Here is a 19758-nt window from a genome sequence, read left to right as displayed (position 1 = left end):
GGCCCCTGATGTCCGTAAACGTCCTGTTTTCTGCGCGCCCTGCCCTTTGGCCTGTGTATGAACCCCTGCTGACGCAATATCTTGATGAGGCCGGTGTGGACGTCCGGCTTGGAACGGATTTTGAACCGGATCAAGTCGATTACGTAATCTACGCTCCAAATGGCGGGTTGCTGGATTTTGCACCCTTCACGCGTCTGAAAGCGGTACTGAGTCTCTGGGCCGGGGTCGAAAAGATCGCGGATAATGAAACGCTGACCGTTCCGCTGGCCCGGATGGTGGATCATGGCCTAACGCAAGGCATGACTGAATGGGTGGTTGGCCACGTGCTGCGCTATCATCTGAGGATGGACCGGCACATCACCGTACAGGATGGCGTATGGGCCCCGGACGCAATTCCATTGGCCCAAGACCGCAATGTCTGCATTCTTGGCCTTGGCGCCTTGGGCGAAGCCGCAGCCCGTGCGCTGGCGGCGCTTAACTTTCAAGTCACCGGTTGGAGCCGCACCGCCAAGGACATCCCCGGTGTGACCTGCCTGCATAGCCACGAAGGGCTCCGCCAAGCGCTTTCTCAGGCCGAGATCGTGGCGCTGTTGCTGCCCGATACCCCCGCCACAGAAAACGCGCTGAACGCCGAAACGCTGGCCTTGCTGCCCAAGGGTGCGCGGATCATTAACCCGGGTCGCGGCCCGCTGATCGACGACGAGGCGCTATTGGATGCCCTGAACACGGGGCAGGTCGGCCACGCGACGCTGGACGTGTTCCGTGTCGAGCCCCTACCCGCCGATCACCCCTATTGGGCGCATCCGAACGTCACTGTGACCCCTCACATCGCATCCGAAACCCGCCCGGTCACAGCCGCGCAGGTCATTTGCGAAAACATCCGACGTGGCGAGGCCGGTGAACCCTTTGTGCATCTGGTGGATCGCACTCTGGGCTACTGAACTCAGGCCGCGATCAAGCCGCGGCCCTTCAACAGGGCGTCCACACCCGGCAATCGACCCCGGAACGCCAGATACAGGTCTTCCGCCTCGCGCGACCCGCCGGTGGACAGGATATTGTCCTCTAGCGCCTTGGCACGTTCCGGATCAAAGGCACCACCCGCCTCTTCAAAGGCGGCAAAGGCATCTGCATCCATCACCTCGGACCACATGTAGCTGTAATAACCCGAGCTATAGCCATCACCCGCAAAGACATGCGCAAAATGCGGGGTCGCGTGGCGCATTCCGATGGCACGCGGCATCCCCAATTCCGCCAAAACTTCGGCCTGTCTTGCCATCGGATCTGCCGGTGCCTCACCGTCGTGGAATGCCAGATCAACAAGGGCCGAGGCGACATATTCAACTGTCTGGAACCCTTGATCGAAATTGGCGGCGTTTAGTACCTTTTGCAGCATCTCTTGCGGCATCGGTTCGCCCGTTTCGGCATGTGTCGCAAACTCGGCCAGAACCTCGGGCACTTCCAACCAGTGTTCGTAAAGCTGGCTGGGCAGTTCGACGAAATCGCGCGCCACGGACGTGCCCGAGATGCTTTCATAGGTCACATCGGACAGCATCTGATGCAGGGTATGGCCGAATTCATGGAACAGCGTCCGCGCGTCATCGTAAGACAGCAAGGCGGGTTCACCTTTGGCGAAGTTGCAGACATTGATGACAACCGGTGCCTGAACTATCGGGAACTTCGCCTGCGCCCGCATCGCGCTGCACCACGCGCCAGATCGCTTGGAACCCCTGGCAAAGTAGTCACCGATGAAAACGGCAATGTGCTGCCCGTCACGAGTGACGTCCCAAGCTCGGCAGTCAGGGTGATAGAGCGGTACATCCAACGGTTTGAACTCCAACCCGAACAGCCGGTTGGCACATGCAAACGAAGCTTCGATCATACGATCCAGTTGCAGGTAGGGTTTCAACGCCGCCTCATCCAGATCGTGTTCCGCCTTGCGCCGTTTTTCGGCGTAGTAACGCCAATCCCAGGCTTCCAGCGGGCCATTGATGCCGTCTTCCTGCATCATCTGCGTCAGGATTTCAGCGTCGGCATCGGCGCGGGACTTGGCCGGTTCCCACACTTGCATCAACAAATCTCGCACGCGGTCCGGCGTGCGGGCCATTTCGGTTTCCAGCTTATAATCGGCGAAAGTGTCATAGCCCAGCAGGTTGGCGCGTTCCTTGCGTAGCACCAAAATCTCAGCCGCAATGTCGCGGTTGTCAGTCTCGCCACCATTGGCACCGCGCGCAGCCCAGGCGCGATAGGCCTTTTCACGCAGGTCCCGGCGGGGCGAGAACTGCAGGAACGGAACAATCAATGACCGCGACAGGGTAACAACTGGCCCCTCGGCATCCTTCTCTTGCCCAGCAGCACGGGCCGCGTCCACGACAAATTCCGGCAGGCCCTGTAAATCCTCTTCGGTCAGATCCATGAACCAGTCTCGCTCATCCGCTAACAGGTTCTGCGTAAAGGATGTGCCCAATGAGGCGAGACGCGATTTGATCTCTTGCATACGGGCGTCAGCGTCCCCTTCCAAAGCTGCACCAGCGCGCACGAAACCCCGATGAGTCAGCATCAGCACGCGGGCCTGTTCTTCGGAAAGGTTCAGATCATCACGCCGCGTCCAAAGGTCGGCAACGCGTTTGAACAGCGCCTTATTAGAGGAAATGCCCGAAAAATGTGCCGAAAGCTTGGGGGAAAACTCCCGTTGCAGCTCTTCCCGCTTGGGATTGCTGTCTGCACCTGCGACAGTGAAAAAGACCGACAGAACCTTGTCCAGTTGCTCGCCTGCGGCCTCAAGCGCCTCAACCGTGTTGGCAAATGTAGGCACCTCTGGATTCGCTGCAATTGCGTCAATCTGGGCATTATGCGCATTCATCGCCTTATCCAGCGCAGGCGAGAAATCATCATCCGAGATATCAGTGAAAGGCGCGATTTCATATTGGGTGGTCCAATTGGACAGGATCGGATTGGTCATGCAGATCTCCTTTGACCCTATAGCTAAGTCGCCATGGCCGGGTGTTCCAGAACCCCAAGCCTGCGTAAAGAAATGTTAATCGTTTGCGGTACCGCAGACAGGGCAATCGGCGCGGCGGGTCAGAGTGATCTTGCGGCTTTCCCCGTACAGCGCGTCATAGATCAGCATCTCGCCGCGCAGCGCCATTCCTGCGCCCGTGATTACCTTGACCGCCTCAACTGCCATCATTGATCCAACAACACCCGGCAGCGGGCCGATCACACCAGCCTCGGAACAGGACGGGGCCAATCCGGGGGCCGGAGCTTCGGGGAAAATGCACTGATAGCAAGGGCTGCTATTGGCCGGGTCAAACACACTCAGCTGCCCCTCCCACTGCGACAAAGCCCCCGAGATCAATGGCTTGCCCAGCGCAACAGCCGTTCGGTTGGCCAGATAGCGGGTTTCAAAATTGTCGGTGCCGTCAAGAATCAGATCGAAGTCGGCAAACAGGTCGGTCGCGATCTCATCGCTCAACCGGCGATGATAAGGCAGAACCACCACGTTCGGGTTTTGTGCCTCCATCGCTTGCTGAGCCGAAAAAACCTTGGGCATCCCGATATCTGTATCCCGATGAATGACCTGTCGCTGCAGGTTGGCGTTCTCGACGACGTCGTCATCGATGACACCGATTGTGCCTACGCCAGCGGCCGCCAGATATTGCAAAGCAGGGGCACCCAAACCACCCGCGCCAATCACCAGAACCCGCGCCTTTTTCAGCTTTTTCTGACCCGGCCCGCCCAGTTCGCGCAATACGATATGGCGGGCATAGCGGTCCAGCTCGGTCTCGGTAAATCGGTCGGTGGGCATGGAGGGTTCCTGGTCTGAAACTGACCCCGCGCGATTTCGCAGGGCTTTCAGAACTCTGCCATATAGCAAAATGATGGCCGCGAAACCCGCAAGGATCAGCCACATTGCAGCCGAGCCGCCCGTCGCCTGACGCAGCGGATGTCCGTCGGGCAGAGTAAGATGAGACAGGATCACCCCCGCCAACAGCACACTGACCGAAACCACACGCGCTGTTTTTGACGTACCGGCCATATAGCCAACACCCCAAAGTCCCGCGGCCAGACCAAGAACAAGCAGCATTAGCCGCGCCCGGTTGAGCCGAAACCGCCAGCCCCACGATCCGTATCGCCCAGCACCCCGGTCAGTTCAAACTTGGCCTGCACGACCGGCGCGACCACAAGCTGCGCAATGCGGTCGCCATGGGCGATCTCGAACCGGTCCTGGCCTGCATTCATAACGATCACACCCAAGGGGCCGCGATAATCGCTGTCAATGGTGCCTGGCGTGTTGGGCAGTGTAATCCCGTGTTTCAATGCTAGACCCGAGCGGGGCCGAACCTGAACCTCATACCCTTGCGGGATTTCGATGCGCAGGCCGGTTGGCACCAGCGCCCGTTGACCGGGATCCAGAGCTATCGGCACGCCGTCGGGTAGATTAGCACGCACATCCGCGCCAGCCGCCCCTGACGTTTCATAAGATGGAAGCGCCACGGCGGGGTCTGCTCCGTCTTCACGGATTACTCGAATTGCAACCATGCCCTTGCCTTTCCTTCAGCCTGCCAATGCGTTTGCGATCTTTGCCGCCAGCCGCCGGGCAACTTCGTCCTTGCCCAGACGCGGCCATTCCTCAGCTCCGCTGTCCGAGATCAGGATGACCGCATTCTCGGACCCACCCATAATGCCGGTTGCCGGGCTGACATCGTTGGCGACGATCCAATCGCAGCCTTTGCGCAACCGTTTGGCCGTTGCGTGTTCGACCACATCGTCCGTTTCAGCTGCAAAGCCAACCACCAGCGGTGGGCGGCCCACCTCCATTCGGGATACTCGTTTCAGGATGTCCGGGTTTTCGGCAAATTCCAGTACAGGCAGGCCGTCGCGGCTTTTCTTCAGCTTGTTGTCCGACGCGCTGGCAACACGCCAATCCGCCACTGCTGCTGCGAACACGCCCGCGTCCACGGGCAGAGCCGCATCGACGGCATCCGACATCTGTTGCGCTGTCTCGACCGATACGACCTGCACACCCGCCGGAGGAGGCACATCTGCGGGGCCAGTGACAAAGATCACCTCGGCCCCCAAATCCGCCAGAGCACGCGCCACAGCGGCACCTTGCGCCCCGGACGACCGGTTCGCGATATAACGTACCGGGTCAATCGGTTCGTGCGTTGGGCCAGAGGTCACCAGCACGCACTTGCCCAGCAAAGGGCCCGCGGTTAGCTCCGCCTCAATCGCAGCCACAATTTCCAGCGGTTCGGACATGCGCCCGGGGCCGTACTCGCCACAGGCCATATCGCCCTCGTTCGGGCCGACAAAGCGCACGCCATCTTCCTGAAGCTGCTTCAGGTTGCGTTGCGTGGCCGGATGGTCCCACATACGCACATTCATTGCGGGCGCGCACAGAACAGGTGTGTCGGTGGCCATCAGAAGGGTCGACGCCAAATCATTGGCCAGCCCAGCAGCCATCTTGCCCATCAGGTCCGCCGTTGCCGGGGCTACGATGATCTGGTCGGCCGAGCGTGACAATTGAATATGCCCCATCTCGGCCTCATCGGTCAGATCGAACAGATCGCGATACACCTTTTCACCTGCAAGCGCGGACACAGACAAGGGGGTCACAAATTCTTCCGCTGCGCCGGTCAGAACAGGCGTCACGGCGGCCCCACGCTCGCGCAGCCTGCGGATCAGGTCCAGCGACTTATAGGCCGCGATCCCGCCGCCGATGATCAGCAGAATGCGTTTGGATGACAGCATGTTCAGCCCTTCCTGTGCCGGTCGGCCCTGACATTAGGCAAGGCCCGCAGGTAGTTCCAGCGATTAATTCTGCACCTGAAACGCTGCACAAGGGTCTTCGCGCACTATCGTTGGACTGTCGATTACGATGTCGAAGTCACCATCAATGACGCCGTCTTCGGATTGTCCTACGGCAACCACCTTCCACCCCGGTTGAAGGCGTGCGAGATAGGTTGGGATACCCCGATCTGTCCGCGCATGGCCATTGCCTGTGATCACGGCAACCGGCCCTCCGGTTTCCTCCATCGCTCGCACGACTGCACGGGCCAGAACCGCATCGCGCAAGCGTTGGATCGCAACCATCTGAGGCAACATTTCAGCCGGCAGAGCATCGCAATGGGCGGCCAGTTGATCCGCCTCGCGCGCGGACTGTTCCTCGGGCGGCAGTGGCACGGTCAAGCCATACCGCGCTGCATCCGCGCCCAAAGCTGTCGCCGCCCCGCGTTCCATCGCGGCGCGCGCAGCCGTTCGGGGCACCATTGCCCCGTAAACTGGCGCACTTGAGGCTTGGAAAACGGAGTAATACATGCTGAGCGGCGGCCACCCGCTCTCAGCCCATTTCAGGATACGGCCCAGCTCATCAGGGTCAGAAACTGCCTTTTGCGACAGCCGTTGAGCGCCCTCTTCGGTCACCATCTCCCATACAACAGCCGAAGGCGACACAGCTTCAAGCGCTTCGGCCTGTACGTGGTGATGCCTGGGGTTGTCATGCACTTCGCCCAGGATCACGACATCAGCACCCCGCATCGCGGTCAGCGCGTTATCGGGTAACAAACCTTCTGACACCCCCGGTCGCGCTGAGGAAACCGTAAGGCTAAGAACACACACAAGAATCGCAAGATGTTTCATGCGATGAAGTGTTGCACCTCGCGCGACTGGGCTTCAAGGTTCTTACGCATTTTTGAAAAGGCCGCAGCCTCAAGCTGGCGCACGCGTTCCTTGGACAATCCCAGCTCATCGCCCAGGCTCTCCAACGTTCTGGCGGGCTCGCGCAGCTTACGCTCGCGCACGATGAAGCGTTCGCGATCGTTCAGCGCATACATCGCCGTCAGCAACCATTCGCGCAATTGCTCGGTATCGTGGCTGTGTTCAACCGCTTCAGCCGCTTGTTCGCGATCATCTTCTAATGCGTCGATCCATTCGCGGCCATCCTCGTCCGCCGACTGCACGGCGTTCAAAGAAAAATCCGAACCGGACAGACGCCCTTCCATCATCTCAACATCGCGCAGGGGAACGCCGATTTCTGTGGCGATCATCTGATGCAATTGGTGGCGATCCAACTCGAACCCTTCCGTTGCAGCCTCACGCTCCAACCGGGCCTGAACGCGCCGCATGTTGAAAAACAGCGATTTTTGAGCCGAGGTCGAACCCGTCCGCACCATGGACCAATTGCGCATAACATAATCCTGAATGCTCGCCTTGATCCACCAGACGGCATAGGTCGAAAAGCGCACGCCACGGTCCGGGTCGAACTTGTCCGCAGCTTTCATCAGCCCCAAGCCCGCCTCTTGGATGAGGTCGTTCATCGGCGCGCCATAGCGTTTGAACTTGGCCGCCATCGAAATCGCCAGCCGCATATACGCCGTAATCAGCCGGTGCAGAGCCTTTTCATCACGCTCATCGCGCCATGCGTAAGCCAGCTTGAGTTCCGTCTCCGCATCCAGCAGCTCGGCCTTCATCGCTTGCCGGGACATCGAAAAGTCTGTCGCATTATCCAGTGCCATAAACCTCTCCCGTGTTTGCAGGCGTTGGCCGGGCTTGCTTTGCCGACCTATGACCGATACGCAAAACAGCGCTATGTGGATCATCAATAGGTAAGAACTGTGTCGCCGGATTTAACCTTGGTTCTGGGTGGAGCCGCCTCAGGAAAGTCGGCTTTTGCCGAAGAACGGATTGTTTCCGCAGGGAAAAGCCGCGTTTACCTTGCAACATCACAAGTGTTTGATGACGAGATGCGCCAGAAGGTTGATCGCCATCTCGTGCAACGGGGCGACGGCTGGACCACGGTTGAAGAACCTCTTGATCTGGGTCCGGTTCTGGCCCGCTTGTCCCAAAATCAGATTTGCCTGATCGACTGTGCCACCATGTGGCTGAGCAATCATCTGCTGGCGGACTCCGATCTGGATACGGCACAGACCGACCTGCTGGACGCCCTGAGCGCTTGCCCGACCCAGGTTGTGATCGTCTCGAACGAAGTGGGTCATGGGATCGTCCCGGACAACGCGCTCGCCCGCCGATTCCGCGAGGCGCAAGGGCGGCTGAACATCGCGTTGGCGGCGCAGGCGGATCTGGTGGTGCAGGTGACAGCCGGGTTGCCTTTGGTTCTGAAAGGGCAATTGCCATGACGCGTCTTCACCTCGTCCGGCACGGCCCAACCCATGCAAAAACCATGGTTGGCTGGTCCGATCTGCCCGCTGACCTGAGCGACAAAGAGGCCCTGAAGCGTCTGCACGACCATCTGCCGCCCGACGCACTTGTGATCTCTTCTGACCTGTCCCGCGCCATGGACACAGCATCAGCCATTCAGGGCCAGCGCCAACGCCTGCCTCATGATCCAGACCTTCGTGAGATTCATTTCGGCAACTGGGAACTGCGGGGTTTTGCAGAAATCGAAGCAGAAGACCCGGAACTGGCCTTTGCTTATTGGGACAATCCCGGCGACGTCCGTCCGCCACAAGGCGAAAGCTGGAACGACGTTCGTGCCCGGGTCGACGCGGCCATCGACGCGCTTGTTTCAACTCATACAGCTCGAGATCTGGTGATCGTCGCACATTTCGGTGTGATCCTTACCCAGGTACAACGCGCCCTCGATCTGGATGGGCAACAGACCTTTTCACACCGGATCGATAATCTGTCAGTTACAGATGTAACTTTGGGCAGCAATTGGTCGGTCGGAAAGATCAATCACCTTCCGTGAACAGGCCCCGCACAAATCACTGTTTTACCAAGCCGCAAACCTGCGGCATCGTTTCAACATGACTTATGACTTGTATATCGGCGACCGCCTCTTTTCCAGTTGGTCCATGCGCGGCTGGTTGATGCTTGAGAAATTCAACCTGCCCTATCGCAGCCACATGATCGGCCTTTACTCGGGCAGCATGAAACAAGACATGGAACCGCTTGCCCCGGCCCGTCTGGTTCCCGCCTTACGCTTGCTCGAGGGGACGGTCGTAGGCGAAAGCCTGGCCATGGCCGAAACGCTGGCAGAACGTCACCCGGAAGCAGGGCTGTGGCCTGCAGATCATGCTGCACGAGCAACCGCGCGCTGGCTCTGCGCTGAAATGGTCGCCGGTTTCAGCGCCCTGCGTGGCCAATGCCCGATGCAGTTACAGCATGTGTGGCAAGGATTTGCCCCGTCATCCCAGACTTTAGCCGATCTTGAGCGGATTGAGACGCTCTGGGCGCACGCGAGACGCATCTCTGGCGCGGAAGAAGGTCCTTTGTTTGGCGCATACACTCTGGCAGACGTGTTCTACACTCCTGTTGCCGCACGGATCATCGGCTATGGGCTGCCAGTGTCCGAAGCAAACCGAGCCTATTGTTTGGACTTGCTGTCAGACCCGACCGTCAGACAATGGCGTGCAATGGGTCTGACCATTCGATATGAGCCGTTTCCCTATCCGCAGGACCTGCCGTCCGCACCTTGGCCCGTCGGAGGGGTTTCAAATGCCATGGCGGTTTCAGGCGGCCCCTCTCTCAACAAGATTTGCCCGTACTCCGGCAAACCGGTCGCCGACTTTCTGGAATTGGACGGCCAGTGCTGGGGATTCTGCAATCCGTTCTGTCGCGACAAAACAGTAGCTGACCCCGGCGCGTGGTCCAAATTCACTGCCTTGCGCGCATCCGTTAACGACTCTTAAACCACAACCATGACATCAACGTCCTGTTAACCAAGAACAGGACTGCCATGGTCGCCCGCGCCCACACTGTCGCTTTCCAAGGGGTCGATGCCCGCCCGGTTGAAGTGCAATGCGCCGTGTCTCCCGGCCTGCCGGCATTTTCCATCGTGGGCCTGCCGGACAAGGCCGTATCCGAAGCCCGCGACCGGGTGCGCAGCGCGCTGACCGCGATGGCAATCGCCTTGCCCTCAAAGCGGATAACCATCAACCTGTCCCCCGCTGACCTGCCCAAAGAAGGCAGCCATTTCGACCTGCCCATCGCGGTCGCGCTGTTATCAGCGCTCGAGATCATTCCTGCCGATGCCGCGGAAAGCACCGTAGCGCTGGGAGAGCTTTCACTCGACGGCTCGCTGGTCCCGGTGGTCGGCGCTCTGCCCGCGGCGATGACGGCGGCGGCCGATGATCGCATGTTGCTATGCCCCAAAGCTTCCAGCGCCGAAGCGGCCTGGGTTGACGCGACCCAGGTGATCGGCGCGGAATCTCTGGGCGATGTTGTCCGCCATTTCTCGGGCCAATCACCCCTGCCTACCGCGCAGCCCGGCGAGGTGAATCTGACGCGCAGCGCAAGAGATCTGCGCGATGTAAAAGGGCAGGAACGTGCCAAACGCGCCCTGGAAATTGCCGCAGCAGGACGTCACCACCTGATCATGATCGGCACGCCGGGATCAGGCAAATCCATGCTGGCGGCGCGACTGCCAGGTATCCTGCCGCCCTTAACCGCAGTCGAAGCATTAGAAACCTCGATGATCCAGTCGTTGTGCGGTTTGCTGGACGAAGGCGGCATCAATCGCACGCGCCCGTTTCGCGAGCCTCACCATACGGCCTCGATGGCGGCCATCGTCGGAGGCGGCAAAGGGGCGAAACCTGGGGAGATTTCACTGGCTCATAACGGTGTGCTGTTCATGGATGAGTTTCCTGAGTTTCCACGCACTGTTCTGGAAACCCTGCGCCAGCCCATCGAAACCGGTGAAGTCATGGTGGCGCGTGCAAATGCCCATGTGAAATATCCCTGCCGTTTTATGCTGGTGGCTGCGGCCAACCCCTGCAAATGCGGCTATCTGACGGACCCCTCTCGGGCCTGCTCGCGCGCACCGGGCTGTGGCGAGGACTATCTGAACCGCATTTCAGGGCCATTGATGGACAGGTTCGACCTGAGGATTGAAGTGCCGCCGGTGGCGTTCACCGATCTTGACTTACCGCCATCCGGCGACAGCTCTGCCACGGTCGCCGAACGGGTCGATAATGCCCGCGCCATTCAGGCAAACCGATTTCGAGAAACCCCACATCTGCGCCAAAACGCGGATGCAGAAGGTAAGGTTCTGGAGGAGATCGCAACACCCGATGCGGAAGGCAAAGAGCTGTTGCTGAAAGCTGCAGACCGATTTGGTTTGTCCGCCCGCGCGTTCCACAGGATCCTGAGGGTGGCGCGCACCATCGCTGATCTGGACGGTTCCGCAAACATCCACAGACCGCATGTGGCCGAGGCGCTGAGCTTTCGCATCAGCGCCCGTGTCATGGCTTAGATTTTGGTTTCGATGGCCTGCCAGATTTTTTCGGCAATGTTGACACCATCGAAGCGTTCAAGTTCCTGAATGCCAGTGGGCGAGGTCACATTGATCTCAGTCAGATAGTCGCCAATGACGTCGATCCCGACAAAGATCTGACCTTTTTCTTTCAGCAGGGGTCCGATTGCTGCGCAAATCTCAAGATCACGCTCGGACAAGCCGATCTTTTCCGGACGCCCGCCCACATGCATGTTGGACCGCGTTTCCCCCGCCGCAGGAACCCGGTTGATCGCACCAACCGGCTCACCATCTACAAGGATCACCCGCTTGTCGCCATTACTGACATCCGGCAGGAACTTCTGCACAATCAGGGGTTCACGCGAGAACCCCGTAAACAGTTCGTGCAGGGACGTCAGATTGCGATCCTTGGCATCCAGCCGGAACACCCCTGCGCCGCCGTTGCCATAGAGCGGCTTGAGGATGATATCCCCATGTTTTTCCTTAAACGCTTTGATCGTCTGCAGGTCGCGCGCAATCGTTGTCGGCGGAGTTAGGTCAGGGAAATCCAGGACCAGCAGCTTTTCCGGATAGTTGCGCACCCAAAAAGGGTCATTGACCACCAGCGTCTGACCGTTGATGCGATCCAGCAAATGCGTGGACGTGATGTAGTGCATGTCAAACGGAGGGTCCTGCCGCAGCCAAACCACATCAAAATCGGCCAAATCAACTTCGCGTTCCGGCCCCAGCACAGCCGGATCACCCTCGATCCGCTGCACGGTCATGTCATGGCCACGCGCCGTGATGCGACCTTCTTGATAGGCCAACTGATCCGGCCCGTAGAAAAACAAAGAATGCCCGCGCGCCTGCGCCTCTTCCGCCAGACGGAATGAGCTGTCGGCGTTGACGTCCACGGCCCCGATCGGGTCCATTTGAAAGGCGATTTTCATGGCGTGTCCCTCAGTTTCACGCCAGATACATGGCCCAGCAGGTCCCGGGGTTCAATGGGGCTTAGGCGTGACCGAAGGCGTTTTCGATGATTTGAACAGCGCCTGAACCATCTACAAGCGCTGCATCAAAGCGCACATCGGTCAGTTGCCCGTTGGGTTCGTTCTCGAGAAATTGCGCGGCTGAGGTACAGATTCGGTCAATCTGTTTGCGGCTGATCCGGGCAGCCGCCCTGTCGAAACTGCTGCTTTTCTTGACCTCGATGAACACAAGCCCATCGCCGTTGCGCGCGATCAGATCGATTTCACCGCCCGCACCGCGCCAGCGGCGATGCAGAATGGTCAAGCCACGGCGCTCATAGTCCTCGGCGACCCGCAGCTCTGCCGCTTGCCCGGCATGATAGGAAACAGAGCCCTGATTTGTCCGCCGACCCATGTCATCATTTTCCCAGTTTCAGAGCTTTCTGGTAAATCGGTCGGCGCGGCAGGTCATACATTTTTGAAACAAAATCTGCCGCATCCCGAACCGAGTGGTTTTCCAGCGCTCGCTTCAAAGCGTCTTCTACGTCAGATTCGTTAACGCTTTGCGAATGGCCGCGATCTACCAGCAGAACGATTTCACCCTTGACCGTCTTGTCTTGATACTCCTCGGCCAATTCGGCCAGGGTTCCACGGCGGATCTCTTCGAATTTCTTGGTCAATTCGCGACACAGCGCCGCCTGGCGGTCTGCCCCCAGAACCAAGGCCAGATCCGACAAGCTGGATGACACACGTTTCGGAGATTCGTAGAACACCAACGTGCCCGGAATTTCCTTCAGCGCTTCAATCCGGGAGCGGCGTGCACCCGATGCATTTGGCAGAAACCCCGCAAAAAAGAACGCATCCGTCGGAAGACCCGCCAGAGTCAACGCTGTCACAGCGGCCGATGCGCCTGGGGCGCACGTTACCATATGCCCGGCTTCAGCCGCCTGCTTGCCCAGATCATAGCCCGGATCAGCAATAAGCGGCATTCCCGCCTCGGACGCATAGGCAACTGATTGCCCCTGCGCCAGCGCCTCCATGATTTTGCCGCGCGCGCCTGCGCCGCTGTGGTCATGATAGGCTTGAATTCGACGCCCCTCTAGCGGGACGCCGTGGATCTCCATCAACCGGCGCAGGCTTCGGGTGTCCTCTGCCGCGATCACATCGGCTGAGGCCAGAACGTCCAATGCCCTGAGCGTAATGTCGCGCGCAGTTCCAATCGGAGTGGCAACAAAATACAGGCCCGCAGCCAATCTGATCTTTTGGAAATTCAAAGCTGGACCCTCACAGCGTGACGTTTATTATCGCGGCTCGACAGAACAGAAGCATTCATCGCCGCCGGACCAGGGAGTTTTCATTTAGATGTTTACCGTTTGCAAGCCCGTTAGCAAGCTGGCGAAAGTCGCCGCTGCCCTGACAACCGCCGCATTTCTGGCCGCTTGTGAGCCGGGCGGCTTTGGGGGTGGACCTTCGATCAATACCTCTGCTCCGGTTCCGGTGGCGTTGCTGGTTCCCAGCGGGTCTGGCCAGTCAGGTGATGCTGCATTGGCGCAAAGCCTGGAAAATGCAGCGCGTCTGGCGATGTCTGATCTGCCCAATGTGACCATTGACCTGCGTGTTTACGACACCGCCGGAAACCCGAATACGGCGACAGCTGTCGCCCAGCAAGCTGTCGCGGATGGTGCCAAGATAATTATCGGCCCGGTATACGCTCAGGCCGCAAATGCTGCCGGATTGGCGGTGTTGAGTAACAACGTCAATGTTCTTTCGTTTTCGAACAACACCAGCATCGCTGGCGGCAACGTCTTTGTCCTGGGTCCGACCTTTGACAATACGGCCAACAGGCTGGTGAGCTTTGCGGGCAGGCAGGGCAAAGCCAACACCGTGATCGTGCACAGCAACGACGCCGCCGGTCAGCAGGGCCAAGCTGCCATCGCCAACGCGCTCGCAAGCAGCCCGGTCAACAACGCCGGAACTGTGGGATACGACCGCTCGCAGCAGGGCGTTATCAACTCGGTGCCCGCAATCAAAGCCACAATTGATTCGACCGGAGCCGATTCGGTTTTCCTGACGGCCACAACGGCGGGCGCACTGCCATTGTTCTCGCAATTGTTGCCCGAGGCCGGAGTGTCTCAGGCAACGACGCAATTCATCGGCCTGACGCGCTGGGATATTCCCCCACAGACGTTGGAACTGCCGGGTGTCCAGGGCGGATGGTTTGCCCTGCCCGATCCGTCGAAGGCACAAGCTTACCGCCAACGCTATAACGCGACATATGGCGAAGCGCCCCATCCGATCAGCGGGCTGGCCTATGACGGTATTGCGGCCATCGGCGCTCTGGTCAGCCAGGGTAAATCCGATGCTCTGACAGCTGCGGCCCTGACACAGAACGCCGGTTTCCAAGGCGTTGGCGGCATCTTCCGCCTGCGTCCGAACGGCACCAATGAACGCGGTCTGGCGGTCGCCACGATCCAGAACAAACAGGTAGTTGTGATTGACCCTGCCCCACAAAGCTTCTCTGGCGCCGGCTTCTGATCAGCCGGGTGCCAGCCCCGCATCCGAAAGCCTGTTCATCTGCCCCGCCAAGGACATCTTCGACAGCGCTGGCGTCAATGACGCGCTGGCACTGGCGTTTGAGTCATGTCCGGACAACAGCAAAATGCGTGCCGAAACAGTACGGGTCCTGCGCGATGCACAAAAGGCCGGGCGCGCAGCTATTGCCGAAGCCTTTGGCAAACAGCCTTTCGAGGCCCGCGCGCTGACGCGGTCATACACCTATCTGGCGGATCAACTTGTTGGAACTGCAATGCAAGTATCCAGCACACGCCTGCACCCGTTGGCGACGCCTACCCAAGGCGAAAAGATCGCGGTTCTAGCGGTTGGCGGATACGGGCGCGGAGAAATGGCGCCATCGTCGGATGTCGATCTGCTATTCCTGACCCCCTACAAAATCACCGCCTGGGCTGAAAGCGTCATCGAATCGATGCTCTACATTTTGTGGGACCTGAGGCTGAAAGTCGGGCATTCTTCGCGCACGATCAAAGACTGCCTGCGGCTGGGCGCAGAGGATTTCACGATCCGCACAGCCATGTTGGAACAACGCTACCTTGCAGGCGACAAGGCGCTGGCGGATGAGTTGGATCAACGCCTGAAAAGCGAGTTGTTCAAAGGAACCGAACGCGAATTTATTGAAGCGAAGCTGAAGGAACGGGACGAGCGGCACCTTAAACAGGGTGAACGTTACATGGTCGAGCCCAATGTGAAAGAGGGCAAGGGCGGCCTGCGCGACCTTCAATCCCTCTATTGGATCGCAAAATACATATACGGCGTTCAGGATGTGGCCGAATTGGTTCCTTTAGGTTTGTTCACACCCGAGGAGTTCGAGACTTTTGTTCAGGCCGAAGAGTTCCTCTGGGCCGTCCGGTCTCATCTGCATCTGGTGACGGGCCGCGCCACCGAGCAGCTGACTTTTGACATGCAGGTCGAGGTTGCAGCGCGCATGGGCTATGAAGACCGCGCCGGGCGACGTGCGGTCGAGGTGTTCATGCAGCGCTATTTCCGCGAGGCCACCTGTGTGGGCGAACTGACGCGGATTTTCCTGACCAAGCTCGAAGCGTTGCACATGAAAGGCGCTCCTTTGCTTGAGCGGATTTTTCGAAGAGGCCCAAGGGTCAAGGCCGGATATAAGGTGGTGCATGGTCGGCTGGATGTGGCCGACCCTCAGACGTTCCTGTTGGACAAGGTAAACCTTCTGCGGCTGTTCGAAGAAGGGCTGCGCACCGGAATGTTAATCCATCCCGACGCGATGCGACTTGTCAGCGCCAACCTGCATCTGATCGACGATGAAATGCGCAACGACAAAGAAGCCAAGCGCATTTTTCTGGATCTGATGCTTAAACACGGCAACCCGGAACGTGCCTTGCGTAGGATGAACGAACTGGGTGTCCTCTCGGCCTTCCTGCCCGAGTTCGAGCACATCGTAGCAATGATGCAGTTCAACATGTATCACAGCTATACAGTGGACGAGCATACCATCCAGTGTATCGTCAATCTGGCCCAGATCGAACGCGGAGAACTGGTGGAATCCCTGCCGCTTGCCTCTTCGATCCTTGAACGTGGGGTCAACCGAAAGGTGCTTTACGTCGCGCTGCTGCTGCACGATATAGCCAAAGGCCGCCCCGAGGATCACTCGATTCTGGGCGCGCAGGTCGCGCGCAAGGTGGCCCCGCGATTGGGGCTGAGCAAATCAGAATCGGAAACAGTTGAATGGCTCGTGCGGTATCACCTGCTGATGTCGGACATGGCGCAAAAGCGCGACATCTCGGATCCGCGCACCGTTCGTGATTTTGCCAAGGCTGTTCAAACGGTCAAACGGCTGGACCTGCTGACCGTACTCACGGTCTGCGACATTCGCGGTGTAGGCCCCAACACCTGGAACAATTGGAAAGCCACGTTGCTGCGCGCCTTGCACGCAGAAACCAAGCGGGCGCTGGAAACCGGGATGGAAGACCTCAACCGCGCCAATCGCGGGGCTGAGGCAAAGAAAGCCTTGCGTACGGAGTTGGCGGGATGGTCCAAAACCGATCTCAAAGCTGAAACAGTGCGTCACTATGATCCTTATTGGCAAGGTCTCAATCTGGCGACGCATGTCGAGTTTGCCGAGATGCTGCGCGCACTGGAACAAAGCGGCGATCCGGGCGCAATGGAGATCAGGCTTGAACCTGACGAGGATCGTGACGCGACGCGCGCTTGCTTTGCAATGGGCGACCATCCCGGGATTTTTGCCCGCATCGCCGGGGCCCTGGCCCTTGTCGGCGCGAACGTTGTGGATGCCCGCAGCTACACCACTAAAGACGGCTATGTCACGGATGCGTTCTGGATTCAGGATGCCGACGGGCGTCCCTTCGAAGCCACGCGCCTGCCCCGCCTGACGCAGATGATCCACAAGACGTTGCGTGGGGAAGTGGTTGCCAAGGAAGCCTTGAAATCACGCGACAAGATCAAGAAGCGCGAACGCGCCTTCAACGTGCCGACCCACATCATCTTTGATAATGAAGGGTCCGAAATCTACACGATCATCGAGGTCGACACGCGCGACCGACCCGGTCTGCTATATGACCTGACCCGAACGCTGGCGGCTGCGAATGTCTACATCGCTAATGCCGTGATCGCGACCTATGGCGAACAGGTGGTGGACGCCTTTTACGTCAAGGATATGTTCGGATTGAAATACCACTCGGAAAGCAAGCAGCGCGGGCTTGAGGCGAAACTGCGCACGGCGATCACCGAAGGCGCCGAGCGTGCGGCCTCATGAAGCAAATCCGGTTGATTTCGGGCTTTTTCACGGTTGGCTTCTGGACACTGGCCAGCCGCATTCTGGGATTCCTGCGTGAAATTCTGCTGACCGCGCTTATCGGCCCCGGGCCGATTATGGATGCGTTTGTTGCAGCATTCCGCCTGCCGAACATGTTCCGCCGCTTTTTTGCCGAAGGTGCCTTTAACGCGGCCTTTGTGCCCTTGTTCTCAAAGCGGTTGGAAGCGGACCAAAATCCGCAGGGTTTTGCGCAGGATGCGTTTAACCTGTTGGCGCTTGCTGTTTTGGCACTGGTCGGGCTGGCGCTGGTTTTCATGCCCGGTCTGGTGTGGCTGACAGCAGAAGGGTTCTACGGAGATGAGCGGTTCGATCTGGCGGTGGATTATGGGTATGTTGTCTTCCCTTACATCCTGTTCATGTCTCTGGCCGCCCTCTTTTCCGGTGTTCTGAACGCAACCGGTCGGTTCGCGGCAGCGGCAGCCGCGCCGGTTTTGCTGAACATTTTTGCCTGCACCGCCCTGATTGCCGGAGCCCTGTCCGGCGGCGAAGTGATCCGATGGCTGATCTCGGTCATCCCGGTTGCCGGTATCGCACAGTTGGCGCTGGTCTGGGTGGCGACCGAGCGCGCCGGCATTCGCATTCGACCCGGCCTGCCCCATCTGACGCCCGAGATGCGCCGGATGGTCCGCATCGCAGTCCCCGCCGCTCTGGCCATGGGGGTCACACAGGTCAATCTGGTGGTCGGACAGTTGGTTGCGTCGAAAACCGAAAAAGCCGTGAGCTGGCTGTTTGCCGCAGATCGGCTGTATCAACTGCCGCTGGGTGTGGTCGGGATCGCCATTGGCATTGTTTTATTGCCCGATCTCTCGCGCCGCCTGCGTGCAGAGGACAAGGATGGTGCCCGCAACGCATTTTCCCGCGCTGGGGAATTCATGCTGCTGCTGACCCTGCCTTCGACCGTGGCGTTTCTGGTCATCCCCAACCCGCTGGTCTCGGTCCTGTTCCAACGGGGGCAGTTCAGCGCCGAAGATACCACAGCCACAGCGTTAGCCGTTGCGATTTATGGCGTTGGGCTACCTGCCTTCACGCTGCAAAAACTGCTGCAACCCCTGTATTTCGCGCGCGAGAATACGCGCGCTCCGTTTCACTATGCCATCGTGGCAATGATCGTGAATGCGGCTTTGGCTTTTGGCCTCTTCCCTGTAGTGGGCTGGATCGCACCAGCTATTGCCGCATCTACAGCGGGTTGGGCCATGGTCGTGCTGTTGGCCTTGGGGGCGCGAAGCATGGGGGAAGAAGCGCGGTTCGATGACCGGTTCAAACAGCGCGCAGGCCGGATCGTGCTGGCCTCGATCGGCATGGGCGTGGTCTTGTACGCGGCGCTTCAGGCATTTGGGTGGACGCTGGGTGTTCCCGGTTGGCGATATCTGGCGCTTCTTGTCCTGATTTGCGTCGCGGCAGCTTCTTACTTCTGTCTTGGCCATCTCTTGGGCGCATTTAAACTGTCCGAGTTCAAACGCGCGCTGCGCCGATCCTGATCAGTCGCGACGAATGCGCCCAACGATGCGGTCCCAGGCACCGGGTGCGACAAGGAAAGATACGCCGAAACCGGTGGCAAACCCGCCCAGGTCGGCAACCCATTCCCAATTGCCTCCAAATATCAGACCAAACAGGAATTGAATGCCCATCAGCACGGCAATGAGCTGAAAAGCCCGTGCCTGATTTGCGCCAACCAACGACAGTTTGCGCCACAACAACCACGTGAACGCCCCGATCAGCCCGTAAACCGGAGGAAACCCTCCGATCAACGGATAGCGGGGATCCAACAAAACAGCATAGGCCAATGCGCCCCCGATCCCTGAGACGACAAAGATCAGCAGCATGGGGAAGCCGCCAAACACTTCACCGACCATCTTGCCCATAGCCAGAACGAAAACGCAGACAAAAACAGCCTGCGTAAAATTGGCCGACACAAAAGGATAGGTCACAAATCGGATCACATGCTCAAACGGCCAGCGCCCGTTCAACACCATCCAGTCGAAAATATCTGCTGAGAACGCATAATGCTGTATCGCATCCAACCGCCAGCCCACCGCGTCAGGCCCTCCGACCAAACCGCGCGATCCCAAGGTGAAAGCAAGTTCAATTCCGATGATGAACAGAACCAGCGCCACAACTGCAGGCGGCAAAGGGTTCACGGCGGGTGTATAATGCTCACTGCTCATTGGGCGGGGCCTTTCGCGGCTGTTGACGTCCCTGTGCCTCATGGGTAAGCGACGGGGGCT

The 19758-nt window shown here is 59.0% G+C and carries 18 protein-coding genes; 8 read left to right on the top strand and 10 right to left on the bottom strand.

Annotated features, from left to right (window positions below; genetic code table 11):
• Positions 1 to 8 precede the first annotated feature (8 nt).
• Positions 9 to 941: a glyoxylate/hydroxypyruvate reductase A gene (locus ALB80_RS11010; RefSeq protein WP_050604114.1), complete on the top strand. Its 933-nt coding sequence runs from the start codon at positions 9 to 11 to the stop codon at positions 939 to 941.
• Between the two features lie 2 nt (positions 942 to 943).
• Here the strand turns inward: ALB80_RS11010 and ALB80_RS11005 are convergent, their stop codons facing one another.
• The 6 genes from ALB80_RS11005 to ALB80_RS10980 all read right to left on the bottom strand — a co-directional run bounded on the left by ALB80_RS11005 (position 944) and on the right by ALB80_RS10980 (position 7514).
• Positions 944 to 2959, bottom strand: coding sequence for a M3 family metallopeptidase (locus ALB80_RS11005; RefSeq protein ID WP_050604113.1), 2016 nt, complete (start codon positions 2957 to 2959; stop codon positions 944 to 946).
• Positions 2960 to 3034: 75 nt separating this feature from the next.
• Positions 3035 to 4084 carry a molybdopterin-synthase adenylyltransferase MoeB gene (locus tag ALB80_RS11000; protein WP_050604112.1) on the bottom strand — a complete coding sequence of 350 codons (1050 nt, stop codon included), beginning with the start codon at positions 4082 to 4084 and terminating at the stop codon, positions 3035 to 3037.
• Positions 4084 to 4539: a dUTP diphosphatase gene (gene dut, locus ALB80_RS10995; RefSeq protein WP_050604111.1), complete on the bottom strand. Its 456-nt coding sequence runs from the start codon at positions 4537 to 4539 to the stop codon at positions 4084 to 4086. The genes ALB80_RS11000 and dut overlap by 1 nt, the downstream gene beginning before the upstream one ends.
• Positions 4540 to 4554: 15 nt before the next feature.
• Positions 4555 to 5751 (bottom strand): bifunctional phosphopantothenoylcysteine decarboxylase/phosphopantothenate--cysteine ligase CoaBC, encoded by a 1197-nt coding sequence (gene coaBC, locus ALB80_RS10990; RefSeq protein WP_050604110.1) that lies wholly within the window; start codon positions 5749 to 5751, stop codon positions 4555 to 4557.
• 63 nt (positions 5752 to 5814) lie between these two features.
• Entirely contained in the window at positions 5815 to 6639 is an 825-nt protein-coding gene (locus ALB80_RS10985; RefSeq protein WP_050604109.1) for a ChaN family lipoprotein, read from the bottom strand.
• Positions 6636 to 7514 carry an RNA polymerase factor sigma-32 gene (locus tag ALB80_RS10980; RefSeq protein ID WP_050604108.1) on the bottom strand — a complete coding sequence of 293 codons (879 nt, stop codon included), beginning with the start codon at positions 7512 to 7514 and terminating at the stop codon, positions 6636 to 6638. The genes ALB80_RS10985 and ALB80_RS10980 overlap by 4 nt, the downstream gene beginning before the upstream one ends.
• Positions 7515 to 7613: 99 nt before the next feature.
• Here ALB80_RS10980 and cobU point away from each other — a divergent pair, with 99 nt between their 5' ends.
• Genes cobU through ALB80_RS10960 form a run of 4 tightly spaced genes read left to right on the top strand, consistent with a single transcriptional unit; the run spans position 7614 to position 11212 of the window.
• Positions 7614 to 8135, top strand: a complete 522-nt coding sequence (gene cobU, locus ALB80_RS10975) for a bifunctional adenosylcobinamide kinase/adenosylcobinamide-phosphate guanylyltransferase (protein WP_050604107.1) — start codon at positions 7614 to 7616, stop codon at positions 8133 to 8135.
• Positions 8132 to 8707 carry a histidine phosphatase family protein gene (locus ALB80_RS10970; protein ID WP_050604106.1) on the top strand — a complete coding sequence of 192 codons (576 nt, stop codon included), beginning with the start codon at positions 8132 to 8134 and terminating at the stop codon, positions 8705 to 8707. The genes cobU and ALB80_RS10970 overlap by 4 nt, the downstream gene beginning before the upstream one ends.
• Before the next feature lie 58 nt (positions 8708 to 8765).
• On the top strand, positions 8766 to 9650 hold the full coding sequence (locus ALB80_RS10965; protein WP_050604105.1) for a glutathione S-transferase: 885 nt from the start codon (positions 8766 to 8768) through the stop codon (positions 9648 to 9650).
• Positions 9651 to 9697: 47 nt separating this feature from the next.
• Positions 9698 to 11212 (top strand): YifB family Mg chelatase-like AAA ATPase, encoded by a 1515-nt coding sequence (locus ALB80_RS10960; protein ID WP_050604104.1) that lies wholly within the window; start codon positions 9698 to 9700, stop codon positions 11210 to 11212.
• Here ALB80_RS10960 and gshB read toward each other — a convergent pair.
• The 3 genes from gshB to rsmI all read right to left on the bottom strand — a co-directional run bounded on the left by gshB (position 11209) and on the right by rsmI (position 13433).
• Entirely contained in the window at positions 11209 to 12141 is a 933-nt protein-coding gene (gene gshB / locus ALB80_RS10955) for a glutathione synthase (protein ID WP_050604103.1), read from the bottom strand. The genes ALB80_RS10960 and gshB overlap by 4 nt on opposite strands.
• A gap of 61 nt (positions 12142 to 12202) precedes the next feature.
• Positions 12203 to 12574: a YraN family protein gene (locus ALB80_RS10950; RefSeq protein ID WP_050604102.1), complete on the bottom strand. Its 372-nt coding sequence runs from the start codon at positions 12572 to 12574 to the stop codon at positions 12203 to 12205.
• A 4-nt stretch (positions 12575 to 12578) separates the two neighbouring features.
• Positions 12579 to 13433: a 16S rRNA (cytidine(1402)-2'-O)-methyltransferase gene (gene rsmI / locus ALB80_RS10945; protein WP_050604101.1), complete on the bottom strand. Its 855-nt coding sequence runs from the start codon at positions 13431 to 13433 to the stop codon at positions 12579 to 12581.
• 88 nt (positions 13434 to 13521) lie between these two features.
• Here rsmI and ALB80_RS10940 point away from each other — a divergent pair, with 88 nt between their 5' ends.
• Genes ALB80_RS10940 through murJ form a run of 3 tightly spaced genes read left to right on the top strand, consistent with a single transcriptional unit; the run spans position 13522 to position 19011 of the window.
• A complete protein-coding gene (locus ALB80_RS10940) occupies positions 13522 to 14694 on the top strand; it encodes a penicillin-binding protein activator (protein ID WP_050604100.1) in 1173 nt (390 codons plus the stop codon).
• On the top strand, positions 14654 to 17473 hold the full coding sequence (locus ALB80_RS10935) for a [protein-PII] uridylyltransferase (protein WP_050604099.1): 2820 nt from the start codon (positions 14654 to 14656) through the stop codon (positions 17471 to 17473). The genes ALB80_RS10940 and ALB80_RS10935 overlap by 41 nt, the downstream gene beginning before the upstream one ends.
• On the top strand, positions 17470 to 19011 hold the full coding sequence (gene murJ / locus ALB80_RS10930; protein ID WP_050604098.1) for a murein biosynthesis integral membrane protein MurJ: 1542 nt from the start codon (positions 17470 to 17472) through the stop codon (positions 19009 to 19011). Before ALB80_RS10935 ends, murJ begins: the two co-directional genes overlap by 4 nt.
• Here murJ and ALB80_RS10925 read toward each other — a convergent pair whose 3' ends face one another.
• Positions 19012 to 19698: a rhomboid family intramembrane serine protease gene (locus ALB80_RS10925; RefSeq protein WP_050604097.1), complete on the bottom strand. Its 687-nt coding sequence runs from the start codon at positions 19696 to 19698 to the stop codon at positions 19012 to 19014. It abuts the gene before it with no gap.
• Positions 19699 to 19758 lie beyond the last annotated feature (60 nt).

The sequence above is a fragment of the Ruegeria sp. 6PALISEP08 genome (assembly GCF_001238295.1).
GTDB lineage: Bacteria > Pseudomonadota > Alphaproteobacteria > Rhodobacterales > Rhodobacteraceae > Ruegeria.
This window is presented reverse-complemented; position numbering and strand designations above follow the sequence as displayed.